19 protein-coding genes, 1 pseudogene and 1 riboswitch are annotated in these 24,297 nt (G+C 63.3%); of the genes and pseudogenes, 9 read left to right on the top strand and 11 right to left on the bottom strand.

Features of this window, described 5'->3' with window-relative positions; all coding sequences use genetic code 11:
• Positions 1-78 precede the first annotated feature (78 nt).
• Complete coding sequence (locus tag NKJ04_RS06695; protein WP_128302420.1) at positions 79-945, top strand: alpha/beta fold hydrolase; 867 nt, start codon at positions 79-81, stop codon at positions 943-945.
• Here NKJ04_RS06695 and NKJ04_RS06690 read toward each other — a convergent pair.
• The 4 genes from NKJ04_RS06690 to NKJ04_RS06675 all read right to left on the bottom strand — a co-directional run bounded on the left by NKJ04_RS06690 (position 931) and on the right by NKJ04_RS06675 (position 5,571).
• Positions 931-1,776 (bottom strand): acyl-CoA thioester hydrolase/BAAT C-terminal domain-containing protein, encoded by an 846-nt coding sequence (locus NKJ04_RS06690; RefSeq protein WP_352674039.1) that lies wholly within the window; start codon positions 1,774-1,776, stop codon positions 931-933. The two genes, NKJ04_RS06695 and NKJ04_RS06690, sit on opposite strands and share 15 nt — an antisense overlap.
• Positions 1,777-1,877: 101 nt before the next feature.
• Positions 1,878-2,930 (bottom strand): substrate-binding domain-containing protein, encoded by a 1,053-nt coding sequence (locus NKJ04_RS06685; protein WP_352554824.1) that lies wholly within the window; start codon positions 2,928-2,930, stop codon positions 1,878-1,880.
• 51 nt (positions 2,931-2,981) lie between these two features.
• Entirely contained in the window at positions 2,982-3,977 is a 996-nt protein-coding gene (locus NKJ04_RS06680) for an ABC transporter permease (RefSeq protein WP_023808756.1), read from the bottom strand.
• A gap of 82 nt (positions 3,978-4,059) precedes the next feature.
• Positions 4,060-5,571, bottom strand: coding sequence for a sugar ABC transporter ATP-binding protein (locus NKJ04_RS06675; RefSeq protein ID WP_352554823.1), 1,512 nt, complete (start codon positions 5,569-5,571; stop codon positions 4,060-4,062).
• A gap of 135 nt (positions 5,572-5,706) precedes the next feature.
• Between NKJ04_RS06675 and mtnK the strand changes: the two genes are divergently transcribed.
• On the top strand, positions 5,707-6,981 hold the full coding sequence (gene mtnK, locus NKJ04_RS06670) for an S-methyl-5-thioribose kinase (RefSeq protein ID WP_023808758.1): 1,275 nt from the start codon (positions 5,707-5,709) through the stop codon (positions 6,979-6,981).
• Positions 6,978-8,072 (top strand): S-methyl-5-thioribose-1-phosphate isomerase, encoded by a 1,095-nt coding sequence (gene mtnA, locus NKJ04_RS06665; protein WP_352554822.1) that lies wholly within the window; start codon positions 6,978-6,980, stop codon positions 8,070-8,072. Before mtnK ends, mtnA begins: the two co-directional genes overlap by 4 nt.
• Positions 8,073-8,080: 8 nt before the next feature.
• Here the strand turns inward: mtnA and NKJ04_RS06660 are convergent, their stop codons facing one another.
• A complete protein-coding gene (locus NKJ04_RS06660) occupies positions 8,081-8,620 on the bottom strand; it encodes an Lrp/AsnC family transcriptional regulator (RefSeq protein WP_023808760.1) in 540 nt (179 codons plus the stop codon).
• A 49-nt stretch (positions 8,621-8,669) separates the two neighbouring features.
• On the opposite strand from NKJ04_RS06660, the gene NKJ04_RS06655 reads away from it, so the two are divergent.
• The 3 genes from NKJ04_RS06655 to fba all read left to right on the top strand — a co-directional run bounded on the left by NKJ04_RS06655 (position 8,670) and on the right by fba (position 11,827).
• Positions 8,670-9,839, top strand: coding sequence for an MFS transporter (locus NKJ04_RS06655; RefSeq protein ID WP_352440046.1), 1,170 nt, complete (start codon positions 8,670-8,672; stop codon positions 9,837-9,839).
• Between the two features lie 65 nt (positions 9,840-9,904).
• A riboswitch (FMN riboswitch) is annotated at positions 9,905-10,049 on the top strand.
• Between the two features lie 77 nt (positions 10,050-10,126).
• Positions 10,127-10,600, top strand: coding sequence for a 6,7-dimethyl-8-ribityllumazine synthase (locus NKJ04_RS06650; RefSeq protein WP_352440047.1), 474 nt, complete (start codon positions 10,127-10,129; stop codon positions 10,598-10,600).
• Between the two features lie 162 nt (positions 10,601-10,762).
• Positions 10,763-11,827 (top strand): class II fructose-bisphosphate aldolase, encoded by a 1,065-nt coding sequence (gene fba / locus NKJ04_RS06645; protein ID WP_013532928.1) that lies wholly within the window; start codon positions 10,763-10,765, stop codon positions 11,825-11,827.
• A gap of 60 nt (positions 11,828-11,887) precedes the next feature.
• Here the strand turns inward: fba and NKJ04_RS06640 are convergent, their stop codons facing one another.
• The 6 genes and pseudogenes from NKJ04_RS06640 to ftsZ all read right to left on the bottom strand — a co-directional run bounded on the left by NKJ04_RS06640 (position 11,888) and on the right by ftsZ (position 20,532).
• The gene (locus NKJ04_RS06640) at positions 11,888-13,114 is read right to left on the bottom strand and encodes a VWA domain-containing protein (protein WP_128302412.1); all 1,227 of its coding nucleotides are present in this window, start codon (positions 13,112-13,114) and stop codon (positions 11,888-11,890) included.
• Positions 13,107-15,356 (bottom strand): DUF5682 family protein, encoded by a 2,250-nt coding sequence (locus NKJ04_RS06635; protein WP_352674036.1) that lies wholly within the window; start codon positions 15,354-15,356, stop codon positions 13,107-13,109. The genes NKJ04_RS06640 and NKJ04_RS06635 overlap by 8 nt, the downstream gene beginning before the upstream one ends.
• Positions 15,357-15,360: 4 nt before the next feature.
• A pseudogene (locus NKJ04_RS06630) lies at positions 15,361-16,438 on the bottom strand (ATP-binding protein).
• A 30-nt stretch (positions 16,439-16,468) separates the two neighbouring features.
• The gene (locus NKJ04_RS06625) at positions 16,469-17,896 is read right to left on the bottom strand and encodes a DUF5691 domain-containing protein (RefSeq protein ID WP_352674034.1); all 1,428 of its coding nucleotides are present in this window, start codon (positions 17,894-17,896) and stop codon (positions 16,469-16,471) included.
• Positions 17,893-19,278 carry an SWIM zinc finger family protein gene (locus NKJ04_RS06620; RefSeq protein WP_352674033.1) on the bottom strand — a complete coding sequence of 462 codons (1,386 nt, stop codon included), beginning with the start codon at positions 19,276-19,278 and terminating at the stop codon, positions 17,893-17,895. The genes NKJ04_RS06625 and NKJ04_RS06620 overlap by 4 nt, the downstream gene beginning before the upstream one ends.
• A gap of 219 nt (positions 19,279-19,497) precedes the next feature.
• The gene (ftsZ, locus tag NKJ04_RS06615; protein ID WP_127291102.1) at positions 19,498-20,532 is read right to left on the bottom strand and encodes a cell division protein FtsZ; all 1,035 of its coding nucleotides are present in this window, start codon (positions 20,530-20,532) and stop codon (positions 19,498-19,500) included.
• A 386-nt stretch (positions 20,533-20,918) separates the two neighbouring features.
• Between ftsZ and NKJ04_RS06610 the strand changes: the two genes are divergently transcribed.
• The 3 genes from NKJ04_RS06610 (at position 20,919) to NKJ04_RS06600 (ending at position 24,233) form a co-directional block, all read left to right on the top strand.
• Positions 20,919-21,617: a GntR family transcriptional regulator gene (locus tag NKJ04_RS06610; RefSeq protein WP_352674031.1), complete on the top strand. Its 699-nt coding sequence runs from the start codon at positions 20,919-20,921 to the stop codon at positions 21,615-21,617.
• Between the two features lie 247 nt (positions 21,618-21,864).
• Complete coding sequence (locus NKJ04_RS06605) at positions 21,865-23,220, top strand: glutamine synthetase family protein (protein WP_127268594.1); 1,356 nt, start codon at positions 21,865-21,867, stop codon at positions 23,218-23,220.
• Positions 23,221-23,348: 128 nt separating this feature from the next.
• Entirely contained in the window at positions 23,349-24,233 is an 885-nt protein-coding gene (locus tag NKJ04_RS06600) for a helix-turn-helix domain-containing protein (protein ID WP_352674030.1), read from the top strand.
• Positions 24,234-24,297 lie beyond the last annotated feature (64 nt).

The following is a 24,297-nucleotide window of genomic DNA, read 5'->3' as shown; positions in this document are numbered from 1 at the left end:
GGAACTTTCGACCCGACCGGCCATTGAGATCGAGCAAGGTCAAGCAGCCAAATTTTTGCCTTCTCGAGGAGTTCCCTCATGCCAGCCGAAAACTGGTCCCTGCCCGAACGCTTTATTTTTTCGGGTCACCCGATCGCATGGGGAACGATCGGCGACGGCCCGCCGGCGGTCTTGCTTCATGGCACCCCGTTCTCGTCGGTGGAATGGCGGCGGATTGCAGCTTGGCTCGGGCAACGGCGCCGGATCTACTATTTCGACATGCTCGGCTACGGGCAATCCGCCAAGCCCGACGCGGACGTGTCGCGCGGCATTCAAAACCAGCTGTTCGCGGCGCTCTACGCTCACTGGGAGCTGGAACTGCCCGACATTGTGGCGCATGACTTCGGCGGCTCCGTCGCGTTGCGTGGCCACCTTCTCAACAGGCTCGATTATCGCTCACTGGTGCTGATCGATCCGGTCGCGATCAGCCCTCAGGGATCGCCCTTGGTTCAAGCGGCAAAAGAAAACGAGAAAGCGTTTGCCAGTCTGCCGGCCTATATCCATGAAGCCATGCTTCGCGCCTATATCGGCGGCGCTGTCGCGAACGCATTGCGCGCGGACGAAATGCAGCTCTATCTGCAGCCATGGCTTGGAGACGAAGGACAGAAGGCTTTTTGGCGTCAGATCGCACAGATGGACGACAAGTACAGTCGAGAGGTCGAGTGGCGATATGGCGAGATACGTTGCCCTGTGACGATCCTGTGGGGTGAAGACGACGAGTGGATTCCGCTCGACGACGGGCGAGAACTCGCGCGCCGCATCCCCGGTGCGCCGTTCATCACGGTTCCAAATGCCAAACATCTCGTTCAGGAAGACGCGCCAGAGGCAATAATCTCGACGGTGCTCGACTTCTGGAACGACCAGCATTCTTCAGCCGCCGCGAAACGCGTGCTACAGCAACTCTAGGATGTGTTTCCAGGCCCTGGTTCCCAGCCTCGAATCAGCCTCGTCACTGCCGCCATGCTCATGCGACACCGAGCGCGGCGTGATCTCCCCCGGTAAGAGAATTCGGTGCCCCGCATCCGGCGATGAAACGAGGTGGGTGATCTTGCCGGCTTTGCCGCGCCGCCGGACAATCTCTTCCGCAAACCATAGGGAGGGCCACAGCGCATCGTCGCCACCCGCGACAAGCACAATCTCGGCCGATATCTTTTCCACCGGGATGGTCGCGGCATTCGCCTCCCGCTTGAAGGTTTTCAAGCTGCGTTCGAATAATCCGCTGTAAGACACCAGACCATCCACGAGCTTGGGTACCCAATCCGGATCTGTCGGCACGAATGGCAGGGGGATACCGTCGAGCGACCATGAGGACCGCTCAGGCCAGCTGACGCCATCCCGGCCCGCACCGATATTTCCCCAAACCACCGATGAGGGGCTGATGGCGACCACAGCGTTGATGCGCTGGTCATGGACGGCCGCAAGGAGTGATGCCTCGGCACCCTTGGATGTGCCGACATAGACTATGCGGCGGCATCCCGTTCCAATGAGATAGTCGGTTGCCGCAAAGAAGGTTTCGAGGGGAATTTCGCATATTCCGGGAGCCTGGCCCTCACCGCCGAACCATTGCAGGGCAAGGGCCGACAAACCCTGGTTTGCAAAGAGCCGTGCGCGCCCGACATCGACGCTACCACTCGATCCACCCAGCACCACCACGCCGGTGGTAGCGTGCGGGCATCGAAACAATGTTCCAGCGACGGCGCCGGACAGGTTTTTCTCGATTGCCGCCTGTGCTTCCATTTACGCACCGAACCTTGGCCCGGAACCTGCGAGCCGGCTGCGAATATTCGGCAAAAGGCCGCCTGCAGCAACCGGCTGCAGGCGGCCTTCGACAGCGAAACTTACTTCGCGTTCGGGTTCGGCATCCAGGCCGGCATCGCGACATCGGCATGGGCGAACTGCGGCAGCTTGGCCGACAGGTCTTCCATGTTCTTGATGTCCTTGTCGATGAGGTCCTTCTGGGTGATCAGCGTCGGCGGCACGACGACGTTGTGACCGGGATCTTCACCGGCCAGCAGCTGTGCCAGCGCGCGCACCGAGACCTGGCCGACGACGGCCGGGTTGGTGGCGGCGGTGGCGGCCCAGGCGCTGTCGGGCTCGCGCATTGCTGATATATCGGATGTCGAGATGTCAGCCGAATAGATCTTGATGCCCTTGTTGAGGCCGGCTTCGTCGACAGCGATCTTCACGCCCTTGGCGAATTCGTCATAGGGAGCGAACATCACCTTGATGTCGGGGTGGGCCGACAGCACCGAGCGCGCCTGGTTGGCGACGGAGTTGGCGATCGGATTGTCGAGCGTGCCGAACATCGCGACTTCCTTGATGCCGGCATACTTCTTCTTCACGTCGACCCAGGTCTCGTTGCGGCGGTCGAGCGGCGCGATGCCGGCGACGTAGACATAGCCGGCATTCCAGCTCTCGCCATTGTCCTTGACTGCCTGTTCGAGCGCGAGGCGGGCCAAATCGCGGTCGGACTGTTCGACCTGCGGGATCTTAGGGTTTTCGACATTGACGTCGAAAGCCACAACCTTGATGCCGGCGTCGACCGCACGCTGCGCGGCGTCCTTCATCGATTCCGTCAGGCCGTGCTGGATGATGATGCCCTGCACGCCGAGCGCGATGGCCTGATCGACCATGTCGGACTGAAGGGCGGCATCCTGGCGGCTGTCGAGGACGCGCAGGTCGATGCCGAGCGCCTTCGACTGTGCCTCGACGCCCGAGAGATAGGCCTGGAAGAAGTCACCGGTCGAGAGATAACGCACCAGCGCGATCTTGACGCCGGGCTTGTCGAAAGGCGCCGGCTTGTCCGCGGCAAAAGCCGGGACCTGCATCAGCATGGTTGCGCCGGCCAATCCGAGCGCCACCTTCCCCAGAAGTCTTCTTGTAATGCTCACTTTGTTTTCCTCCACTCTTGTTGAACTCGAAAATCCTGTTCCGGTCGAAAGCTACCTCCTGCCCCTGCCCGAAAGCGCAAAGGTGAAGACAAGGGCGACGACCAGAACCACGCCCTTGACGAAATCCTGCGTGTAGTAAGGCGCGTTCATCATCGTCAGGCCTTGCAGCAAGATGCCGACGAACAGCGCACCGATGGCAGTGCCGAAGGCGTTCGGCTTGGCGGCACCTAGCACCGCGTAGCCGATCAGTGCCGCGGCGACCGCATCGAGTAGCAGATTATTACCCGAGGCGATGTCGCCGCGTCCAAGCCGGGCAGCGAGCAAAATACCGCCGATCGAGGCAAAAACTCCTGAAATAACGTAGGCCCAGATCTTGTATGCCTTGACAGGCGCACCGGCGAGTTCGGCGGCGCGCTCATTGCTGCCTACGGCATACATCATGCGCCCGAAGCGGGTGTATTCGAGAAAGAACCAGATCAGCACGGCGAGCACGAGCAGCACGACTACCGACACCGGAATGAGGTTGGGGATGAAGAAGTCGAAGCGGTGGCGGCCGAGCGCCAGGAAGGCGTCGGAGAATTTGCCGTTGGCGACCGAACCGTCCGGCATGGTCATGCCGGTGGCGATCGAGCGGCCTTCTGTCGGAATGCGCTGCAGGCCGACCAGCAGGAACATCATGCCGAGCGTCGCCAGCAGATCGGGCACGCGCATGTAGACGATCAGCCAGCCATTGATCAGGCCGACAATGGCGCCGATGAGCAGGCAGACGACGACCGCGACAAGGGCGTTCTGCTCCAGCACCACCATGACATAGGCGGCCGCCATCATGGCTGACGTGGCGACCGAGCCGATCGACAGATCAAAGCCGCCGACGACCAGCGTGGCGGTGACGCCGAGCGCCAGCACGCCGGTGATGGCGACCGACTGAAAGATGAAAACGGCACTTTGCGGCGAAACGAAACCGTCGGCGGCGATCGAGAAATAAGCGACGAGCCCGAACAAGAGCACGATGAAGCCGTAGCGGATGGCGTGGTCGCGCAATGTCATTCGGCGCTCCCGCGCGCTGCTGCCGTCTTTACCCAATCCGAACCCATGCTCTCTCCATTCCAATTCCTATCGCCCGCGCTCCTCAGGCGGCACTGTGCAGCGGTCCGCCGGCGACCTCGGCCAACAGACGGTCGAGATCGACATCGGCATTGCGGTGCTCGCCGACGATGGTCTGCTCCGACATCACCAAGATGCGATCGGCGGTCTCCAGCGCCTCATCGAGCTCGGTGACGAACAGCAGCGTGGCGCGGCCGTTTGCACTGGCCCTGAGCTTGGCGGCAATGTCGCGCCGGGCCGAGATATCGACGCCCTGAAACGGCTCATCCAGAATGAACAGTCTTGCCTCCTGCGCCATCCAGCGGGCGACCATCACCTTCTGCTGGTTGCCGCCGGACAGCTCCGACATTTCGTCCTTCTCGGAACGGCAGACGATGCTCAGCTCCTCGATCTGCCGGCGTGCCGTGGTGCGTTCGAGGCGGCGCCTCAGGATGCCGAAGCGCGACATGCGCTTGTGAAACGGCAGGCTGATATTTTCCTGGATGTTGAAGCTTTGGACGATGCCGTTCTCGCCGCGGTCCTTGGCGACGAGGAACACGCCGGCGGCGATCGCCTCGCCGGCTGTTTCAGGCGCATAAGGCCTGCCGTTCAGCGTCATTGTACCGGCGAGCGGCTGGCGCACGCCAAACAGCGTCTCGGCAAGCGCCGTCTTGCCGACGCCGACGAGGCCGGTGATGGCAACGACCTCGCCGTCGCCGAGCGTCAGCGAAATCGGCCGAGCGCCGTGTGCAATGCGCAGACCTTCTATCTTGAGGACGGCCTTGGCCGAATTCCTGACGACGATCTGGTCGAGATGGATCTTGCGGCCGAGCATGGCATTGACCGCGCCCTCATAGTCGAGCGGTTTCTTGTCGAAAATGCCCGAGATGATCCCGTCTCGCATCGAGATGATGCGATCAGCCAACCGCCTGATGTCCGACATGCGATGCGAGATGTAGAGGATCGCCACGCCCTGCTCGCGCAGCCTGTCGATCAGCGCAAACAGCCGATCAGCCTCGGCGCTGGAGAGCGATGAGGTCGGCTCATCGAGGATCAGCACTTTCGGCTGGTGCGCCAGGGCGCGGGCAATCGCCACCATCTGACGATCGGCCAGCGAAAGATCGCTCACCCGCGCCTTCAAATCGATGGTCAGCCCCATGCGCTCGGCAACCGCCTTGGCCTCCCGCCGCACGCGCATTGGATTGAACAGGGTCGGCGCACCGCTGCCGCTCAGTCGGTCGAGGGTCAGGTTGGTGGCGACGTCGAGATCGGCGACGACACCGTCGTTGATATTCTGGTGCACGGTGACGACGCCGGCGCGGATCGCTTCGGCAGGGGTTTTCGGTGCGAAATCCTGGTCGGCGAGCGCCATCGTGCCGCCGCCGCGTTCGTAGACACCGGAGATGATCTTGACGAGGGTGGATTTGCCGGCGCCGTTGGCGCCCATCAGCACGGTGACTTCGCCGGCATGCAATTCGACCGAGACGCCGCCTAGCACCTCGTTATGGCCAAAGGATTTCCTCAGTCCCTCTACGCGGAACACGGCATTACCGACCATGCGTTCCTCCCTGACATGACGCTATGGGCTGCATCGGCAATTGTCAACACGATTGACAATTGCCAGATCGCTTCCTAGCTTGGCCCAGCCGCCATGCGTCCGTTATGTTCGGAGCGCATAAGCGGGAGGATGACGATGACTGAAAAATTGCGGTTCGAAGCACTATCGGTCGAAACCCTGGCTGCACGCCTTGGCGGCAACGAGGCGCTGTGCGCGAAGATCGGCAAGGACACTGGCGCCTGGAAGGTCCGCGAGGTCGGCGACGGTAATCTCAACCTGGTGTTCATCGCCGAGGGCGCCAATGGTGCAGCCGTCGTCAAGCAGGCCCTGCCCTATGTTCGCCTGGTCGGCGACAGCTGGCCGCTGCCGTTGAAGCGCTCCTTCTTCGAATATCACGCGCTGACCAGGCAAGAGGCGCGCGCGCCAGGCTCGGTGCCGGCGATCCATTATTTCGATGAAGGCCAGGCGCTGATCATCATGGAATATCTTGCGCCGCCGCACATCATCCTGCGCCGCGCCCTGATCGACGGCCGCCAGCTGCCGAACATTGCCCGGGACATCGGCCTGTTCATGGCCCGCACGCTGTTTCGCGGCTCCGACCTGCACATGGCCGCCAAGGACCGCAAGGCCGATCTGGCGCTGTTCGCCGACAATGTCGAGCTCTGCGACATCACCGAAAGCCTGGTGTTTTCCGACCCCTATTTCGACGCCAAGATGAACCGGCACACCTCGCCGCAGCTCGACAGCCTGGTCGCCGAACTGCGCGCCGACCGTGACCTGAAGGTCGAGGCGCAGCGGCTGAAGCACATCTTCGCCGCCAATGCCGAAACGCTGCTGCATGGCGATCTGCATTCCGGCTCGATCATGGTCACCGACACCGAAACCCGGATGATCGATCCGGAGTTTGCCTTCTACGGCCCGATGGCCTTCGATGTCGGCATGCTGCTCGCCAATTTCTGGATGTCCTTCTTCTCGCAGCGCGGCCACGAGCAGGAGGGAAAGCGCGACGCCATGCGCGCCTATCTGCTCGGGGTGACGACCGAGACCTGGGCGGTGTTCCGCGCCGAGTTCTCGCATCTATGGCGGACCGAACGCACCGGCATGCTCTACCAGAGGAGCCTGTTCGAGGATCAGGGCGACAGGCTCGGTGCCGAGCAGGCGCTCGACCATGTTCTGCACCAGATGTGGACCGATTTGCTCGGCTTTGCCGGCATCGAGGTGCACAGGCGCATCCTCGGCCTCGCCCACAATGCCGATTTCGAGACCATTGCCGATGAGGATTTGCGCGCCAGTTGTGAGGCAAAGGCGCTGAAATTCGGCCGTCACCTCGCCGTCAACCGGCGCCAGATCCACAGCATCGACGAGGTCAACCAACTGGCCGCGCTGATCGAACAGGAGAGCAGCCTTTGAACGTCGGCGACCGCCACTATCGCACCATCTGGCTGAGCGACGACGGCCGTTCGGTCGAGATCATCGACCAGCGCTGGCTGCCGCATGATTTCCGCATCGAAACGATCGGCACGGTCGACGGCATCGCCACCGCCATCCGCGATATGTGGGTACGCGGCGCGCCGCTGATCGGCGTCACCGCTGCCTACGGCGTCGCCATGCAGATGGCCGACGATCCGTCGGATGCAGCGCTCGACGCCGTGTGGGAGACCCTGCACGAGACGCGGCCCACGGCGATCAATCTGCGCTGGGCGCTGGACGAGATGCGGCGCTTCCTGCGGCCTTTGCCTCCCGAACAACGCGCGGCAGCCGCCTATCGGCGGGCCAGTGAGATCGCCGACGAGGATGTCGGCCTCAACCGCGCCATCGGCGAGAACGGTCTCGCCATCATCAAGGCGATCGCTGCGCGCAAGCAGAAGGGCGAGCCGGTCAACATCCTGACCCACTGCAATGCCGGCTGGCTGGCGACAGTCGATTACGGCACGGCGACCGCGCCGATCTATCTGGCCACGGAGGCCGGCATTCCGGTCCACGTCTATGTCGACGAGACACGGCCGCGCAACCAGGGCGCCCAGCTGACCGCCTGGGAGATGGCCGGCCACGGCGTGCCGCACACGCTGATCGTCGACAATGCCGGCGGCCATCTGATGCAGCGCGGCGAGATCGACATGGTCATCGTCGGCACCGACCGCACCACGGCCGACGGCGATGTCTGCAACAAGATCGGCACCTATCTGAAGGCACTCGCCGCCGCCGACAATGATGTGCCGTTCTATGTCGCGCTGCCGTCGCCGACCATCGACTGGACGGTGCATGACGGACTGGCCGAGATCCCGATCGAGCAGCGCTCGGCCGACGAGGTCTCGCTGGTCTGGGGCAAGACCGCTGCCGGCGAGATTGCCCAGGTGCGCATTTCGCCGGAGACGACGCCTGCGGCCAACCCGGCCTTCGACGTGACGCCGGCGCGGCTGGTCACCGGCCTGATCACCGAGCGCGGCGTTGCCAAGGCATCGCGCGAGGGATTGAAGGCGATGTTCCCCGAGCGGGCGTAGCCACGTCCCTAGTACAGAGGCTCGGCCATATGCTTCGGCGTCGGCCATGTCTCGGTAATGCCCGGCTGCACCGGCCGCTCCAGATAGGTCGATAAAACCACATAGCTGCGCGTCGAGGTGACGCCCGGCGTTTCGTACAGGCGCGCCAGAAGGCCTTCGAGTGCTCTGGTGTCTTCCGTGCGGACCTTCAGCAGCATGCAGGTATCGCCGGCGACGGTATGGATCTCCTCGACCTCGGGATATTGCGAGACCGCCATCAGTTCCGGCGTCTTTCCCCAGCCCCTGGTGTCGATATGGACAAAGGCAAGCAAAGGCTTTTTCACCGCCCGGGGATCGATGATGGCGACCGTGTTGCGGATGGCGCCGCTGCGACGGAGCCGTTTGACCCGCTCATGCGCTGCGGGTGGCGACAAGCCGACGCGATCGCCGAGTTCGGCGTAGCTGATCGTGGCGTCATCGACCAGGACGCCTAATATTCTTCGGTCAATCGCGTCGAGGTCGCGGGCCGTAGCCTTGTTCTGCGGAATACCATCTGTTTCTTCATCCATGGCGAAATTCCTGGTTCTCCACTGAATAGAATACGGCCATTATGCTGATATGTCGAACATTGATCAAGTTGCGCCATTGACTGCCCGAGCCCCGATCCCGGCGCTTGCCTATCTCTTGACGGGCTGCATCGCCGTCATCGGTTCGAACTCGCTAGTGCTGGGTCCGATCGCACCGGCTGTCGCCTCGTCGTTCAGAACCAGCGTGCCTGCCGTGATGATTGCGGCGGCCGCGTTCGGCCTCGGCACCTCGGCCAGCGCCCTGTTCCTGGCCCGCTACATCGACCGGCTCGGCGCACGCCGGATGCTGCAGGGCGCACTGTTGCTGCTGGCACTAGCGCTGGTGGCGAGTGCCGCCGCACCCACGGTGATCATGCTGGTCTCCGCACAGCTGCTGGCCGGCATCGCTGCCGGCATCGCCATGCCCGCGATCTATGCCAGCGCGGCGGCCATCGCCCCACCGGGCAGGGAGAGCGGCACGATCGGCGTCGTGCTGACCGGATGGACGCTCAGCATGGTCGCCGGCGTCTCGCTGTCGGCCGTGCTTGCCGATCTTGTGCATTGGCGCGCCGTTTTCGCAGCGGTCGCGGTGCTTGCGACCCTTGCATGGATGGGGCTGACAGTGACGTCGCTTAGCGACATCAGGAAGGCCGGACCGGCGCCCGCCCCGCTGGAAGCGCTCGGCATTCCCGGAATCCTGCCGCTGCTGGTCGCGTGCGCGGCCTTCATGACTTCGTTCTACGGCGTCTATGGCTATCTCGGCGACCATCTTCATGTCGGGCTTGGACAGCCGGTTAGCGCCAATGGGCTGGCGGCGCTTGCCTATGGTGTAGGCTTCGGCACCGCTGCTCTTCTTGACGGCGTCATCGACAGACTGGGTGCGCGGCGCGTCATGCCATTCGCCTATCTTCTGGTCGCCGTCGTCTACGTCGCCATGGCTGCGGCAAGCGGCAGTTTCGGGCTGACCTTGACCATGGTGGCAATCTGGGGACTGGCCAATCATTTCGGCCTGAATGTCCTGGTGATGCGCCTGTCTGCACTCGATCCGTCGCGGCGCGGCACGATCATGGGCCTGAACAGCGCGGTGACCTATCTGGCGGTTTTCGTCGGCACCACCAGCTTCGGGCCGCTTTATTCCAACTTCGGCTTTGCTGCCTGCGCGATGGTTGCAGCGCTGCTCATGCTGATCGCCGCATCGGCGGCGGCGTGGCGCACGCGGTAGTCGACGTGCTTGGCCCAACCTTCCCACGGTTGACAGCAGCGCCCTGCCCTTTCATACAAAGCCGTTAATGTTCTCAGGGCGGGGTGAAAGTCCCCACCGGCGGTAAGGGTTTTACCCAAGCCCGCGAGCGCCCTCCGATGGTCGGAGGGGTCAGCAGATCCGGTGTGATTCCGGAGCCGACGGTTACAGTCCGGATGGAAGAGAACGAAACGCAAAACGGACCGCCCCGGCGGGCCGGATTGCGTATCGTGCGTCCTGATTCTGGTTCGAAACGGAAGGATGGACCCATGAATCAGCATTCCCACAAAGACTATGAAACGACCCGCATCGCCGTTATCAGGGCGCGCTGGCATGCCGATATCGTCGACCAGTGCGTACAGGCCTTCGAGGCGGAACTGGCTAACATCGGAGGCGAGCGCTTCACCGTCGATGTCTTCGACGTGCCGGGCGCCTATGAGATTCCGCTGCATGCCAAGACCCTGGCCGGAACCGGCCGCTATGCCGCAATCCTCGGTACCGCCTTCGTCGTCAATGGCGGCATCTACCGGCATGAGTTCGTCGCCAGCGCGGTGATCGACGGCATGATGAACGTGCAGCTGTCGACCGGTGTACCGGTGCTGTCGGCGGTTCTCACGCCGCTCAACTACCATGACAGCGCCGAGCACCACCGCTTCTTCTTCGAGCACTTCACGGTCAAGGGCAAGGAAGCGGCGAACGCCTGCGTGCAACTCCTGGCGGCGCGGGAGTTGATCGCGGCTTAAGTCACCAAAACGGCCGGATTTCAACCCTGCAACAAGAATTGCGATCGAGAAGAGCTCTGAAGGTTGCGGTTCCGTTGAAATCCCGCCAGAAGCATCAAGGGCCGACCGGCAACCGGCCGGCCCGCGACGTTGCGCTTGAAACCAGATACGGGAGACTATTGGGTGGCTCGCATAACACTGAGACAATTGCTCGACCACGCTGCCGAATACGGCTACGGCGTGCCCGCTTTCAACATGAACAACATGGAACAGGGCCTTGCCATCATGGAGGCCGCCGAGGAGACCAAGTCACCGGTCATCCTGCAGGCAAGCCGCGGCGCCCGCGCCTATGCCAATGACGTGGTGCTGGCCAAGCTGATCGACGCGCTGGTCGAAATCCACCCCGACATTCCGGTCTGCATGCATCTCGACCATGGCAACAACGAAGCCACCTGCGTCACCGCTATCCAGTACGGCTTCACCTCGGTCATGATGGACGGGTCGCTGAAGGAAGACGGCAAGACGCCGGCCGACTACGCCTACAATTCCGGCATCACCAAGCGCGTCGTCGACATGGCGCATTGGGGCGGCGTGTCCGTGGAAGGCGAGATTGGCGTGCTCGGCTCGCTGGAGAGCGGCGGCGGCGAGCAGGAAGACGGCCACGGCGTCGAAGGCGCGATCAGCCACGACCAGCTTTTGACCGATCCCGAACAAGCGGTCGAGTTCGTCAAGGACACCCATGTCGATGCGCTGGCGGTTGCCATGGGCACCAGCCATGGTGCCTACAAATTCTCGCGCAAGCCCGACGGCGCGGTGCTGGCCATGAACGTCATCGAGGAGATCCATCGCCGCCTGCCCAATATGCACCTGGTCATGCACGGCTCGTCCTCTGTGCCCGAGGACTTGCAGGAGATCATCAACAAGTATGGCGGCCAGATGAAGCCGACCTGGGGCGTGCCGGTCGAGGAAATCCAGCGCGGCATCAAGCACGGCGTGCGCAAGATCAACATCGACACCGACAACCGCATGGCGCTGACCGGCGCGATCCGCAAGGTGCTGACCGAGAACCCGAGCGAGTTCGATCCGCGCAAATATTTGACACCGGCCATGGCCGCCATGCGCAAGCTCTGCAAGGAGCGCTTCGAACAGTTCGGCACCGCCGGCAACGCGCAGAAGATCAAGCCGCTGCCGGTCGCCGAAATGGCCAAGCGCTATAAGTCGGGCAGCCTCGACCCGAAGTTCGGCTGAGTTCCAGCGATTTATCCCAGAGCTGCCAGAAGCAACCTGGCAGCTCTGGCGACGGCTGTTTTACTCCGGAGTCTCGGCCTCGGCACGAACCAGCTTGATATCTGCGCCAGCCGCCCATGCGCCGATATCTTCCCGACGCAATGCCGCCGCCATCATGTCTGGAAACAGATCCGGCGTGCAGGCAAAGACCGGAATGCCGAGGGCGGCCACCGAGCCTGCCATCTTCGGGTCATAACCCGGCCTGCCCTGGTCGGTCAGCGCCAGGAGCACCACGACGTTGACGCCGGAGCGAACGAGTGCAGCAAGCCGCTGCAGCAATTCCTGCCCGTTGCCGCCCTCATAAAGGTCAGTGATCAGCACCATATGCGACTTGGTCGGCCGTTCGATGCGGTCCGCGCAATAGGCCACGGCTTGGTTGATGTCGGTGCCGCCGCCCAGCTGCACGCCGAACAGGACTTCGACAGGATCGCTAAGCTCCTCGGTCAGATCGACGATTGCCGTGTCGAAGCAGACAAGCTTGGTCCGCACCACCGGCAGGGAGGCCATCACCGCCGCGAATATCGAGGCGTAGATTACCGAGCTTGCCATAGAGCCCGACTGGTCGACGCACAGCACCACCTCATCCAGGTCGACCAGCCTTCGCTGTTTGCGCATGAAGCCGACCAGCTTCTCCGGCACGATGGTCTTGTGCTCGGGCTGGTAATGGCGAAGGTTGGCTGAGATCGTACGCGGCCAGTCGATGTCGCGCTGGCGTGGGCGGTTGGTGCGCTGCGATCGGTCGACCGCGCCGCGTATCGCCTCGGCTGTCTTCTGTTCCAGCCGTTGCATCAGCTTGGCAACGATATCGGCGATGATCGTGCGCGCAATGTCCTTGGTCTTGGCCGGCATGACCGAGCGGAGCGAAATCAGGTCGGCGACGAGATTGACGTCGGCCTCGATCGCTTTGAGGAATTCCGGCTCCATCAGCATCTGCTTCAGGTTGAGCCGTTCGAAGGCATCCTTCTGGACGATCTGGACGACCTGTGCGGGAAAGAACGACCTGATATCGCCCATCCACTGTGCCACCCTTGGCGCCGAGCGGCCGAGGCCGCCGCGCCGCTTGCGCGGATCGGCAGCCGCATCGCCGGCACCATCGCCGTAAAGCGCATCGAGCGCCGCGGAAAGCCGCTTGTCGGTGTCGGACAGCGCTGACGAGGTTTCCTCATCGGCACCGATCGCCATGCGCCAGCGGCGCTCCCGTCCGTCGCCGGCTTGGATTGGCTCGCTGATTTCGGCCTCGTCATCCATTGCCGGCCTCGCTCATCAGCAGGGGTCCAAGCCGTTCCAGGTGCCGGCGCCACGCTTCGCCGCCATCCGGAGTCGGCGTCAGTCCGGCAGGCAGCCGTGCGGTGCGGCCGAGCACCGCTTCGATCAACCGTCGCCGCTCCATCGAGTCCAGATGCGAAAAGACCCGGCGCAGCAACGGCAGATGAGCAATGAAGGCCTCTTCGTCGAGGGATGCGAGCCAGGCATCCACCGCACCGCGCAGGCCCTCGTCGTAGATCAGCCGTTGGCCGGCAGTGCTGAAGAAACCCTCGAAGAACCCTGCAGCCTCGGTGACCGGCGTTCCTGGAGACAGACGTCGTGCGATCAGACCGGTTGCCGCGTCGGCTGACAAATGGCCGGCTTCGTAGAGCAGATGCGCGGCACAGCCTGCCACCAGCGCCGTCGAGCGCGATCCATCGAGCACCGCAGCCAGTCCATTGCGCCAGATGTCCAGCACGTCCTGTTCAGGCTCGACCAGACTGATCGCTTCGTCGGCCTTGCGCATGGCGCCGACCAGCGTCGTGGATGCCTGGGCATCGAGGTCGCGGGCGGCATAGGCAAGTGCGATCCCGCCTTCGACGATCAGCCGCTCCAGGAGGCCGGACAGACGGGCGGTTTCCGTCTTGCGAGCCTCGCCGTAGCGGATGATGTCGGCGAGCGGCGGCACCGATGTCAGGATTTCCAGGCATTCGCTGCTGCGCGCCGCCCGTTCCTCCAATGCCGCGAGACCGGCGATCGACGCTTCCGACAGGTTTGCCGTGATGGCGCCCTGGACCAGTGCGGCCATCGCATCAAGAGACGTCGCCGCGCCGATCATCTGGATCAGCCGGCCATTGGCCGCCTTTTCGATGGTTGGTCCGTAGACCAGGTTCTCGACCAGTCGAACGGCATATTCAGGTTCCCACGACAGCATCCAGCGCTCGCGAAAGGTGCCGCGGCTGCGGCCGCTGTCGGTCAGCTTGCCCCAATGCACGCCAAGCACGGACAGCCGGTGCAGCAAGGTCGACCGAAACAGCCCGCTCTCGCTGCGCAGATCGACCGACAATTCGCGCTCCAGCGCCTCGGCCTTCAGCCGTGCTGCTTTCTGGTTGCGCTGCAGGTCCTCGATCAGCGGCGCCAGCGGCGTGTCGGGCGGAATCTCACCGACATCGGCGCCCAGCAGCAATTCGGCTTCGACCAGCGCCCACAGCAGCGCTTCCCCGTTGAACAGGGCGGCGATCGCGGCGTCACGCAATTCCTCGAAACCGGGCTTTGGCCGTTCACGGATCACAGCCAGCGTGCGGGCCAGCCGTTCGGCTTCGATCAGCGAGGCGGTCGAGACCATGTGCCCCTTGGCCCTCAGGACCGCCGCGATCTTCGCCAGCCACAGGACCGAGGAGTCGCCTTGCCCGCGCGTCTGCCACAGATGCTTGCACCAGCCGGGCGCGACAACGCCGGCGCCATAACCGAAGCCCAGCGCCAGGCGCGGCCCCGTCCACGGCACCCAGGTCATCATGCTTTTGCGGCGGGCGAGCCCCTTGAGTAGCGCCTGGTCCTCCTTCAGCGGTCGCGTCGCCTGCAGTGCCGGCACATGGAAGGCACCGCAAACGATAGCGATCGGCCCATCGAATTCCTTTCGCGCGGCGGCGATTTCAAGTCGCATATGCGCTTCGCGCTTTGCCTCGAATTCGGCAAGCGGGCCTTCGCCTTCGCGCAACGTCGTCATCGCGTCGGCTATTGCCGCGAAGATCGGGCCGGGCTCAGGGTTCTGCTCGATGATATCAGCCCACCAGCTTTCGCCATCTTCATAGCCGGCAGCTTGTGCCAGCGTTCCGATCGGGTCCCGCAGATGCGGCGCCAAGTCAGCCTCGACGTTGGCTTCCGTTCCATCGCTATCGGTTTCCCCCACGGCCTCAATCGGCGCAGTGCGGGCTGAAGACGGCAAATCGATGAAGCGCACTGCCGCATTGTTGGTGACGGCCCAGAGCGTCGCCTGGTACTCCGGCGAGAATTCGGCGAAGGGCCAGAAGCTTGTCGAGGCCGGATCGTCTTCGGGATAGCAGAGCAGCGCCACCGGCGGCTGCATTTCGGGGTGGGCCAGCAACGGCAGCAGCGGGCTGGCGTCGGCCGGTCCTTCGATCAGAACGGCGACCGGTTTCAACTCCTGCAACGCCTGCACCAGGCTGTCGGCGGAGCCTGGCCCGTGATGGCGTATGCCGAAATAGGAAACGTCGCTAAGCGCCATGGCGTCAGATCGCCGCGTTCAAGGCCGCGTAGTAGCCGGCATAGTCTGGCCGCTTCTTGAGCACGGTTTCCAGATACTCCTCCAGCACCAGTTTGTCCTGCACCGGATCCTTCACGATCGCACCGACGAGGCTGGCGGCAAGACCTTCGGCGCCGAGCTTGCCGCTGTCGAACCAGGCCGCCTGGCTGAGGCCGCCGACCATGGTGGCAATGGCTTCGGCCGTGGACAGCGAACCGGACGGCGTCTTCAACGTCACCTTGCCGTCGGCTGTAGCGCCGGAGCGCAACTCGCGAAAAATGGTCAGCACGCGCGCGATCTCCTCACCGACATTCTTCGGCACCGGCAGGTCAAGACCGCCGGCCATCTCGCCGACCCGCTTGGAGACGATCGCCACTTCCTCCGCCATGTCTTCGGGCAAGGGCAGTACGACGACGTTAAAGCGGCGCTTCAACGCCGAGGACAGCTCGTTGACGCCCTTGTCGCGGTTGTTGGCGGTGGCGATGATGTTGAAGCCGCGCTGCGCGTAGATCGAGGTGTTGAGTTCCGGGATCGGCATCATCTTTTCGGACAGCACGGTGATCAGCGTGTCCTGCACGTCGGAGCCCATGCGCGTCAGCTCCTCGAGGCGGCAAAGCTTGCCGTCCTGCATGGCGCGGTAGAGCGGCGTCGGCACCAGCGCGTCCTGGCTTGGGCCCTTTGCCAGAAGCTGTGCGTAGTTCCAGCCATAGCGGATCTGGTTCTCGTCGGTACCAGCCGTGCACTGCACGATCAGGGTCGAATCGCCCATGATGGCGGCGGCGAGATGTTCCGACACCCAGGATTTGGCCGTGCCGGGGACACCCAGCAGCAACAGCGCGATCGGTGGCGAGCGTCGCCACCGCGGTTTCCATCAGCCGGCGCCGGCCGACATATTTGGGCGTTATCACTGTCCCGTCGTCAGCCTTTCCGCCGAGCAGGTAGGTAAGGACCGCCTTTGGCGAAAGGCTCCATCCGGCAGGCCTTTGCCGCTCGTCATTGCGCGAGAGCGCCTGCAATTCGGCGGCATAGGCCTGCTCGACCGGAAGACGGATGGCTGCGTTCATTAGCTATTCTCCGGATTGATCATGTGTCGGTTAAGGTTCGGCCAGCGCTGCGTTGAGGCGCAGAAGACCGAGTGATGGCGCTGCCGGCGCCATACCGGCCGCAACGACGTCTCCGATCAATTTCTCCGCCGTCGCCGCCGTGGCGAGAAAGCCCATAGTTTCCAGGAGCTGGTCGACGCCTCGCTTCACAGCGTCATCGTTTCCTGCAACAGCGGAGCGAAGCGCCGGGAGCGTCTGGCCGTTTGTCAGGTCGGCCCATTCCAGCCAGCTTGCTTCGAGGCCCTCGGCCAGATTGATCGCGCCGAGATGTTGCGTGTCCTTCAGGATCGACCTGACCAGGACGCGCTTCCTGCGGCTGTCCAGACGCGCCATGAGGTGGAGGACGAAGAGTGAGGGCTTGCCACCTTCGGCGACAAGCATATCCGCCATGTGCGTCACCGCGGCGTCGCTGCCCGACGCGGCGACCATTCGGGCAACAAGGATATCGGCATTGTTCTCAGCGCCGAATTGCCACGCCTCGATAAACTCGGATTCGGTGGTGCCGAAGCGCGTGGCGAGGTCGACCAGGTTGCAGGTCTCGAACAGTTCGGCGCGACGTCTTTCCTGCGCCGGCGATTTGAGTTTTGCCGGCGTGTAGGTGGTGCGGCGGCGGATGAAGCCGGATTTGCCTTCCGCGATGAAGGCAGCGAGTTCGGCCGTCGGATCTTCCGGCCCGCCATCGCCTGGCGAGCCGTGCTCTCCCAATCTTGCCAGCAACCGGCCAGCGAGCTCGCGCAGCTTGCCGGAACGATCGGCGGAGAGGCTCTTCAGGAACGGCACGTCATCAGCGCCCAGGCCGAAGCGCAACAGGTCGACGAGTGCAATCCTGATCTCCGCCGGCTCGCCGGATGCCTTGGTTTCGATCAGCTGCCTAGCCGAAGCCGGTGCGGTGCGGCGCATATCGGCGAGCGCGGTGCGGCGTGCGGCGGGATAGAAGTCATCCCAGTTTTCCACCGTCAGATGCTCCTGGCTTGCAGGTTTTTCGCCGTCCGCGCCTGCCTGCCAGTCGATCCAGGGTGCATAGACGTCCGGACTGCTCTGATCCGACGCGGCTGGCATCCAGTCCATCGGATGCAGCACGAAGCCGCGGCTGGAGACGAGCGTGACCACACGCGACTTGCTTCTTGTGTCGGCGGCATGCTTTAGCGCGGCTCGCAATAGCGGCCGCAGCCGTTCCGGCAGCATCGGCAAGGCGAGTTCGGGCAATTGCGGGCGGCGTTTCAGCGTCGTTGGCGCGGCTGGCCGCAAGGCGATGTCGAGAGCTTGTGCGGCGATCGCCAGCAGCCGGCGTTCGCGCTCGTCGGGGCTGGCACCGCCGGCGATCTCCTTCCACGCGCCCGGAGCCAGGTCGAAGGTGGTCCCGCCGGTGATCCAGCAGTCGCGCATGGCCGCCAGGCCGGTCTGCTCGATCTCGTTCACGACAGGTCAAGCCTCCCGAAACCGCTTTGCGCCGCCAGCAGGTCAAGCCGGGTGCCATTCCAAAGTGCTGCCGTTGCCATAAGGTCCAGCCCAAGCAGCGTTGGATTGACGGTGTCGGCAATCGGCAAGGCGATACCATGCGGATCGCCGGCGGCTTGCCACCAGGCGGCACCCCGATCGTCCAGCAGGATCGCGCCGGGCGGCAGCATGACAGGACAATCGGTGAGCCAAGGGGCTGTGTTCTGGTGAGCAGCATGCGCCGCGAGCGGATCGGCTGTGTGAAAGCCGAAATCGGGCCACTCACCTGTCGGGACGTCGCCCTTGCGGTCCGCCACCAAGGCCCGCAGCGGCTGGCGTGCCGGGTGAAAGACCAGCCTGGCATCGAACCGGTCGCCCGGTGTGAAGGCGTTCGACCGGCGACCGGCCGAGGCCGGAAAATAGTCGAGCAAGAGAGCAAATTGCGGGCTCGCGCTCTTCAGGTCGAGGAGCCAGGTCGAATGGCTGACGAGACCGTCACGGCGCGACTCGATCTTCTCGCCAAGCACCTCCCAGACGCTTTCGACCTGTTTGGCATCGGGATTGGCCAGAACCTGCTCACGGCTTTCGGACGTCGATACGAGCCGCCTCAGTTCGGCGTCGCCTGGTGTCGATCGCCAGGCCTTGGCCACCAGCACAAGCTTGCCGAGTTCGCGGATCGCCGCGTCCGGGCGCTCCTCGCTGCGCAGCCCCATCAGCCGTGACGGAATCTCGTCGATGCGGCCGGCAAGCGCTGTCGCCTTCATGTCGACCAGCCGTGCCGCAATCCGGCGGCAACGGTCACTGCTGTTGTCGACAAAACCGGCCAGGCCAAGCCGCAACTGGTCAGCGATCCATTGATCCAGCTCATCCAACGCCGCCGACACCGCGGATTGCGTATCCAGCGTCCGCTTGCGCTGCGCTGCCTCGCGGCGCTCGACCGCAGCGGCGTCCTCGATGTCTGCGCTTTCGTCGTCGCGCGAGGCCTCGCCAATGCTCTTGCCTCCCGCACCGGGCGCTGGCGCCGCCGGCTGCGGCGAGGCCTTCCTGCGGCGGCCGAGCCAATCATTCACCCATTCCGGGGTCGAGCCTGCGGCGGTAAAACTGGCCGGCGTGGTGGCTGCAATCCACATCAGCGCCAAAGTGTGCTTGCAGGGAAATTTCCGCGACGGACAGGTGCATTTGTAGCCATGGTCGCCGGTGTCGACGACCACACGGTAGGGATTGGAGCCGGAACCCTGGCATTCCCCCCAGAGGAGCCCCAGTTGATCGCTCTTTTCGAGCCGTGGCCAGTTCGATTGCCTGGTCAACCTGGAAGCGGCGCTCAACGACGCCTGATCGGGCGCAAGCGCTTCGATGGTTTTCAAGTCGAATTCCAAGCCGCGCCTCTCGTCGCTCGAACGATACGGGTAGCCAGTATAGATGACCGTCCATGACCGATTCTTGTAGCAGCAGCGGTACCGAGATCGATACAGCTGAACACAATAGTTGCGCCAGTCAATCTGATCCGTCGGCAATGCAATTGCTATTCAGCGATGTCTCCCCCGAGAAATTATCTCTTGGCGAGGATAAACGCGCGATATGACTTATTGAAGCGTCCGCGCCGGCTGACCGGCGTGGTCGCGGGCGATGCCGGCTTCGGCATCCTCCACACCAAACGCACGGTCGAGACCCGTCGCCACCACCGAGACCCTGAAGCGGCCTTCCATGCCCTTGTCGAAGATGGCTCCAACGATGATGTCGGCATCCTCGTAGACCTCTTCGCGGATGCGGGTGGCGGCCTCGTCGACCTCGAACAGGGTCATGTCCCTGCCGCCCGATATCGAGACCAGCACGCCCTTGGCGCCTTTCATCGACACTTCGTCGAGCAACGGGTTGGCGATCGCGGCTTCCGCCGCCTTCATCGCCCGACCCTCGCCGGAGGCCTCGCCGGTGCCCATCATGGCACGGCCCATGTCGCGCATCACCGATTTGACATCGGCGAAGTCGAGATTGATCAGGCCTTCCTTGACGATGAGATCGGTGATGCAGCTGACGCCGGCATAGAGCACCCGGTCGGCAATCACGAACGCATCGGCGAAGGTGGTCTTGGCATCGGCGATCCGAAACAGGTTCTGGTTCGGGATGACGATCACCGTGTCGGCGCTCTCGCGCAGCCGCTCGATGCCCTCTTCGGCCATCTGCATGCGGCGCCGGCCTTCAAAGGCGAACGGCTTGGTGACGACACCCACCGTCAGGATGCCGGCCTTGCGTGCCGCCTGGGCGATGATTGGAGCCGCACCGGTTCCCGTGCCGCCGCCCATTCCGGCGGTGACGAAACACATATGCGTGCCGGCCAGATGGTCCATGATCTCGTCGAGCGATTCCTCGGCCGCGGCGCGGCCGATCTCGGGAAGCGATCCGGCGCCTAATCCTTCGGTGACGTGCGCGCCAAGCTGGATCAGCCTGGACGCCTTCGACATGGTCAGCGCCTGGGCGTCGGTGTTGGCGGCGATGAATTCAGTGCCCTGAAGCTGCTCCGCGATCATGTTGTTGACGGCATTGCCACCGCCGCCACCAACGCCGATCACGGTGATCTTGGGTCTCATCTCGGAGATTTCGGGCTTCTTGAACTCGGCCATGCCTGTGTCTCCTTCGCCAATTGCGCGCGCTTCACGACCCACCCGCAGACTGCCTTGAAACCTTGCAATCGAGTGGCATGATGCGAATCACTCCGTTGCGATGGGTAGCCCAAAAAGCCAGACAGCGGCCAGAGGTGCAAGTGCATGCGAGGTCAAGATTTGTGATGACCGTTTTGCACAGCGTGGCAGAGACGCCATATGCCTGACAATCAAGCCGTCGGCCTTGGTGCGAGGCGTCGGCTTGCCGCGCAACGATCGAAGCGTCTATCATGTTCTTGATAAGTCGCTGACTTCGGCGTTCTCGCCGGGCTCGGCCACGCAGAATCCCCAGCGGCGAAACCAGCCGGCCGCACAGATTTCTGAACCGATGAAGCAGCGCCCCGCCAATGGCCGACAAAACACAATTCGGGTTGACCGCCGTCGACACCGTTCCCTTGCATGAAAAAGTCTATCTGGAGCTTGTGCGGGCGCTGATGTCCGGCCAGTTCACGCCGGGCCAGAAGCTGACGTCGCGAAAACTCGCAAGGGAACTCGGCACCAGCGACATGCCGGTGCGCAGCGCCTTCATGCGGCTGCAAGCGCTGCGGGCGCTCAGCCCGATGCCGAACGGCAGCGTCGAAGTGCCGGCAATATCGGCCGACCGGTTTTCGCAATTGACCGCTGTGCGGACTATCCTCGAAGGCTCGGCGACCGAACTGGCGACAAAACGCATCAACGGCAACAATCTGCGCACCATCCGACGCCACGCCACCGACCTGACTTTGGCGGCCCGCAAAGGCGATATCGATGATTACCTGCGCAAGAACCACGACTTCAAATTCTCGATCTATCGCCATTGCGGCAACGAGCAGATGATCTTCCTGATCGAAACCGTATGGATGCAGGTCGGCCCTTTCCTCAGGAACCTTGCCATGGGTTTCGAGGATAACCTCGCCTCCATCCTCGACATCGACTTTCACGAGGAAGTCGTCGCTGCGATCGAGGCCCAGGATGGCGAGCGCGCCCGCGCCGCCATCTTGCGCGACATCGACGAAGGGGCCTCGCACATACTGCAGCAGGCGAGATTTCCGAAGGCGAGAAACTGATGCGCGTCGCGTTTGTGCGGATTCGGGCGACGCCACTTGGCTTTCCGGCCTCTTGCCTCTATGTTGCGATCGCAGATCGCGCAATTGGTTTTGAAATGCCTCCCGACATCCCGGCTAGTGACTTGAAAAAATAAGGAAAAGCGCTTGGCGACAGCCAAGTCTGTTTTCCTAAAACTCACAAGCTATTTTTATCAGGGACAGTGCAGCCGGTCAGGTTGCGGCACCTTCGAAAACCAGAGGTCATAAATTGAGCGATGCAATTGCGGACGTTTTGAACTGGCTTGATAGCAGGACCGACATCCAGAGCCTGAGAGCCGCGGTGTGCGACCTCAACGGCATCATGCGCGGCAAGCGCATTCCCGTCGAGCAGGCAAGAAAGGCGCTGGAAGGCAAGCTGCGCATGCCTTTTTCGCTGATCGGGCTCGATGTCTGGGGCGAGGACATCGAAGGCAACACACTGGTATTCTCGACCGGCGATGCCGACGGACTGTGCCAGTGGACGGGGCGCGGCATTCTGCCGGTGGCCTGGACGGCGCATCCGACGGCGCTTGTCCCGCTCTGGCTCGCCGACGAAAGCGGCGCGCCTTATCTCGGCGACCCGCGACGGGCGCTGGCCCGCATCCTCGATCGCTACAAGGCCTTGGGCCTGACTCCGGTCGCGGCAACGGAACTCGAATTCTACCTCGTCGATCCGCAGTCGCAGCGGCCGGTCGGACCGGTCTCGCCGGTAACCGGACGCCGCCTCGATTCCGACGCGGCGCTGTCGATCGACGAGATCGACGACTTCGAATCCTTCATCCATGACGTCTACGAGGCCTGCCGGACGCAAGGCATTCCCGTCGACACCGCCATCGCCGAGAACGGCGTCGGTCAGTTCGAGATCAATCTGAACCATGTCGCGGACGCCTTGCGGGCGGCTGACGATGCGGTGCTGTTCAAGCGCACCGTGAAGGGCATTGCCCGCAAGCACGGCTTTGCCGCCTGTTTCATGGCCAAGCCCTATGGCGACCGGGCCGGCAACGGCTTTCACGTTCATTTCAGCCTGATCGACGGCGAAGGGCGCAACGTCTTCGATGACGGCACCGACCAGGGTTCTGAGACCATGCGCCATGCGGTCGGCGGCCTGCTTGCGGCAATGGCCGAAAGCACGCTGGTGTTCGCGCCGCACTTCAACTCCTACCGCAGGCTGCGCCCGAGATCCTATGCGCCGACCGCAGTCGCCTGGGGTTATGAGAACCGTATGGTCGCGATCCGCATTCCCGGCGGGCCAACCGGTGCGCGCCGCATCGAGCATCGCGTTTCGGGAGCCGACGCCAATCCCTATCTGGTGCTAGCGGCCATATTGGGCGCCGCACTGACGGGCATTGAAAGACAAATATCGCCAGGCGATCCGATCGGCACCGACGGCCAGGGACTTCCGCCGGCAAAGCTGCCGCCGGACTGGGCGTCGGCGATCGCCGCCTTCGAGAGCGGGACGCATGTGGCGGAGATTTTTCCAGCCATCCTGCGCGACTCCTTCGTTGCCTGCAAACGCCAGGAATTGAACACGTTCGCGCTCAATGTCAGCGATTTCGAAATCGAGACATACCTCGAAAGTGTTTGAGGCCCGATTGCCCCAGCGGCATTGGTTCCGGCCGATTTTCGAGCAGCCGCAAAGCACTTGCGGTGGGGTCGCTAACCGGGCATAAACATGATGGTTTTTATCATGTATTATGGCTGGGATCACAGGACTTGACCTTCGTTGCGCGCATGGAAAGCCGGATTGAGGGCTTTTCAGTCATTGGCGACCTGAAATGGCATGTCTGGGACGGCGTGGTCGCCGACCTCTGGGATGTCTCATGCGGTGACAAGGCCGAAGGCTATTACGTCTCTCCCGACCCCCGGCTGTTCGTCGCGCTCGATGTGGATGGCGATGGCGCGTTCTTCGTCGAAGACGCCAAGGGCGAATTGCGCCGCCACGACCAGGCTTTTTCCATGGCCTACATACCGGCCCACGTGCCGATCCGCGGCCGGGTCGAGGGGCTTCGGCGGATCCGGCATCTCGACCTGCATTTCGACGCCGCAGTGCTGACGCGCCGCTTCGGCCGCAGCCTTGACCTCGAGGCCTTGCGGATGTCGCGCTTCCAGTTTCGCGACGACCGGATCGCCATGCTTGCCGGCCTGATCGCCGCCGAATGCGGCAGCGACCGGCCCCTGCATGATCTCTATGGCGAGGGTCTGCTCAATGCCTTGTTCGCAAGCCTGTTCCAGATCAACCGGCCTGATAACCTTAGGCGGCGGTCGCCGCTGTCGCGCCGCAAGCTGCGCCTCGTCACCGACTACATCGACGCGCATTGCCTGGACAGGATCCGGCTTGCCGATCTCGCCGCGCTGACCGGCCTGTCCGAAACCGCGATGAGTCATGCCTTCAAGGCGGCGACGGGCGTGCCGCCGCATCGTTGGCAGATGCAGGCGCGGGTCGACAGGGCCAAGGCGATGATGGCGCGTGACGCCGCTTCACTCGGCGACATCGCCGAGGCAACGGGTTTTTTCGACCAGGCGCATCTGACGCGTGTGTTCAAGTCTATTGTCGGATTGACGCCCGGCGCCTGGATGAGGAGCACCAGTCGCCAGTGACATTTCCGCAACATCACACCGCGATGTCCCTCGTTTGGACAAGAATGGACAAACCGCCCAATTC

The organism is Mesorhizobium sp. M0618, assembly GCF_040320765.1.
Lineage (GTDB): Bacteria > Pseudomonadota > Alphaproteobacteria > Rhizobiales > Rhizobiaceae > Mesorhizobium.
Note: the sequence above shows the minus strand (reverse complement) of the source record. Positions and strands in the feature narration are given on the sequence as shown.